The following is a 3,360-nucleotide window of genomic DNA, read 5'->3' on the forward strand; positions in this document are numbered from 1 at the left end:
AACACCCTAAAACCCTAAAACCCCAACACCCCACCACCCTATCTCCTGCCTTCTGACAACTGATAACTGATGATTGATGACTGATGACTGATAACTGATAACTGATGAATGATAAATGAACGCTTCTCCCGCTTATGTTTGCTGTCAAGTGTTGTCATCTACTCACCTCGAACAAATTCGTTCTTGGTGGGGACAGTTGGCAATACAGGTAACAGGGCCGAGGATTAGTCTAAGTGAAAGAGAGCTACCCCTAAAGACGGGGGAAATCTATCAACTCTTGCTTTCCACCGACCTACAAGCTTTATTGTTAGCCAGTCCCCAAGCACATAACTTTGATTACGAAGTCCGTATTAGTTTTGAAGCGAACACGATTAAAAGTTTTCTGCAAGGACTGGTCGTCAAGTCTCTCCACCACCCGAAAATTGAGCAGGGTTATCAAATTTTAAATCTGCCTCTATCCAATAATGTCAGCAGTTTTCAAAATAAAATTTTAGTCAAAATTCTCTCGATAATTTCTTCTCCGGCTGCTGAGGGGGGTTGTCCCCGCATCTTCTCCGTTTGTCAACCGGTAGAAGCTGCCCTATCCCAACAAATCCAACAGGAAAGATTATTAAACCAAGTCATCACCCAAATGCGTCAGAGTCTGGAGTTACCGGTGATTCTGGAAACCGTGGTCAGGGAAGTGCGGGAATTTCTGCAAGTGGACCGATTGTTAATTTATCAATTTTTCCCCGATACCGGTGAGGGAAAGGGGAAAATAACTTCCGAGTCGCGCATTTCTGACCAGATAAATTCCGTGTTAAATTTAACCCCCGAAGACGATTGTTTTTCCTATATTCCCCAATACAAGGAAAAGTATCGTCAAGGATTAATTTTGGCCGTGGATGATGTGGATGTTAACTATTCTTCTTCCTTCTGTTTGTCCGAATTTTTGCGACAACACCAAGTGCGATCAAAATTAATTGCACCGATTGTGGTACAAGAAGAATTGTGGGGTTTATTAATTGCGCATCAATGTGGAGAAAAACGCCGATGGTTGCCGCAAGAAAAGAAATTGTTAGGTCAGATTGGGGAACATCTCGCCATCGCTATCTATCAAGCGCAATTATATTCCCAAGTGCAGGAACAAAAAGATATTTTTGAGTGCCGGGTAATAGAAAGAACCCAAGAATTACAAGATACTTTAATGGCCGTGGAAGCCGCTAACCTCTGCAAAAGTGAATTTTTAAATAATATGAGTCATGAGTTATTGACTCCCCTAACTTGTATTATCGGTTTGTCCAGTACCCTGCAAAAATGCTCGGCAGCCAGTAATTTTTTACCTCCCGACAAGCAAAAACACTATCTACAAGTGATTCAGGATAACGGCAATAAACTATTAGAATTAATTAATGACTTGCTTAATTTCTCGCAAGTTTCGGCAGGAAAAGCCGTTTTAGATATTAAACAGTTTTCGCTAAAATATCTCTGTAATCACGTTTTAGAAATTATCAAAACAGAGGCAGAAATTAAAGAAATTAATCTAATTTTAGAGATGAAAATTACCGAAAAAGAGCATTATTTTTATGCCGATTATGATCGAGTTCAGCAGATACTTTTGTACTTGTTAAAAAATGCTCTGAAATTTACCCCCGAACAGGGTGCTGTCACGCTGAGACTGTGGAAAGAAGGCAGTCAGGTCATTTTTCAGGTAGAAGACACGGGCATCGGCATTCCTGCTCAAAAAATACCGCTTCTATTTGAAAAATTTACCCAGTTAGATGGCTCCCGCAAACGTCGTTATGGTGGTATGGGATTAGGATTGGCTTTAACTAAACAATTAGTGGAACTGCATCGCGGCACGATCGAGGTAGAATCTTGCTTAGATAAAGGTTCCATCTTTACCGTCCGTTTACCTCAACAAAAGCCCCCCAAATCTCACCCCCAACCCTCAGAGCATAATCCCCATTTTAATCACCACCATCCCACTGTAGTTTTAATTGAAAGTGACGAAGAAATTGCCAATCTTATTTGTGAGTTATTGATGGTTGCACATTATCAAGTTATTTGGTTAATCGATAGTGTCTCCGCTATCAAAAAAATTGAGATCGTGCAGCCAAGTATTATAATTGTCGATCGGAAAATGCCCGATATATATCATCTCTGTCATCTCTTAAAAAAATCCAGCCAAACTCAAGCCAGTAAAGTGCTAATCTTGAATGATACCCCTGAAATCAGCGTTAATTTTCTCGGCCGTCATGGCATTGACGACTATCTCCTCAAACCGATTCAACCCTCCCTATTGTTAGAAAAAATCCGCTATCTAACCGCTTTATAAGTGGGGTTTGCAGCAAAAAGTTTTTCGGTGGGTGTAGGGTGTGGGGTTTTACCCATTTTCATCTGGTCAATACTTTTCTTTTTTCCTCAGAAAATAGGACTTGAAAACTAACTATCAAATAGCTAATTTTCAAGTCCTTAATTGTAGGAATCCTAGACTAAATTAGGATTCACTTTCGATATAGATAAATAACAAACCCATGACCACGGCTGGCATTAACCAACAGACGATCGGGATTAAAATCCAAGGCAGATAAGAAGCTGCGTAGGCACCAGTCATGTCAAATGCTCCTAGTAAAAAAATAAGGAAATGATAATCAGGTAGAACAAGGGTTAATTATTGATTAAAAACCCCGCGCATGATGCCATCAACGACACCAAGATTTTCTAGGAGGAAATAGGCCACAAAAGCGCCACCCATACCACCAATAAAGAAACCGGCGGCGAATTGACTCCAACCCTCGGAGGATTGCAGAGGATCACCACTAGCGGCCTTACCTTGGAAGGAGACAAGACCATAACTAGCTAAACAACCCGTAGCCAAGAGAACCATGGCTAAAGCGGGGATTAAGCCGCCGAGATTAGCATATTCCGAGTCTCTCAGGGGACCCAGGACAACCCAGGGACCACCGAGGAAATAACCGTGGGCCATACCCACTTCTAGACCGCGCAGAATCGGAGCTAGACCGGGACGATAGGCAGGTAAGTTACCAATAAAAGCTTTGGTAAAACCAGAAGCGGAAATGGGGGTAGCTAGATGACCAATGAACGGATCATCATTGTAGGGTGTCACCACCTGTTTGTATCCAGTTTCAGCCATTGTGTTTGAGTTCTCCTTTTTCCGATCAACAGGAAAATTGATCATAAAACTTTAAGATTACACTTTAGGCCTAAGAATTACTTCAAGCAACCCCATCGATCGAGTTTTCAAGGGTTGACGGCTGAAACTCTCACAATTCGTTACATTTCTCTCAGGAGACAGGGGAGTGGGGGAGATGGGAGTGGGGAGGTGGGAGTGGGAATTATAAATTATGAATTATGAAT

General features: G+C 41.7%; 3 protein-coding genes. 1 reads left to right on the forward strand and 2 read right to left on the reverse strand.

Annotation, left to right across the window (positions count from 1 at the left end; genetic code table 11):
* Positions 1 to 115: 115 nt before the first annotated feature.
* Positions 116 to 2,317, forward strand: a complete 2,202-nt coding sequence (locus tag IQ234_RS20325) for an ATP-binding protein (RefSeq protein ID WP_193958402.1) — start codon at positions 116 to 118, stop codon at positions 2,315 to 2,317.
* 162 nt (positions 2,318 to 2,479) lie between these two features.
* On the opposite strand, the gene IQ234_RS20330 is transcribed toward IQ234_RS20325, so the two are convergent.
* Together IQ234_RS20330 and IQ234_RS20335 are read right to left on the reverse strand one after the other, a co-directional pair.
* The gene (locus IQ234_RS20330; RefSeq protein ID WP_002737043.1) at positions 2,480 to 2,596 is read right to left on the reverse strand and encodes a photosystem I reaction center subunit VIII; all 117 of its coding nucleotides are present in this window, start codon (positions 2,594 to 2,596) and stop codon (positions 2,480 to 2,482) included.
* Positions 2,597 to 2,653: 57 nt separating this feature from the next.
* Entirely contained in the window at positions 2,654 to 3,136 is a 483-nt protein-coding gene (locus tag IQ234_RS20335) for a photosystem I reaction center protein subunit XI (protein ID WP_002737469.1), read from the reverse strand.
* Between the last annotated feature and the right edge of the window lie 224 nt (positions 3,137 to 3,360).

Origin of the sequence: Microcystis aeruginosa LEGE 91341 (genome assembly GCF_015206885.1) — a bacterium.
GTDB lineage: Bacteria > Cyanobacteriota > Cyanobacteriia > Cyanobacteriales > Microcystaceae > Microcystis > Microcystis aeruginosa_H.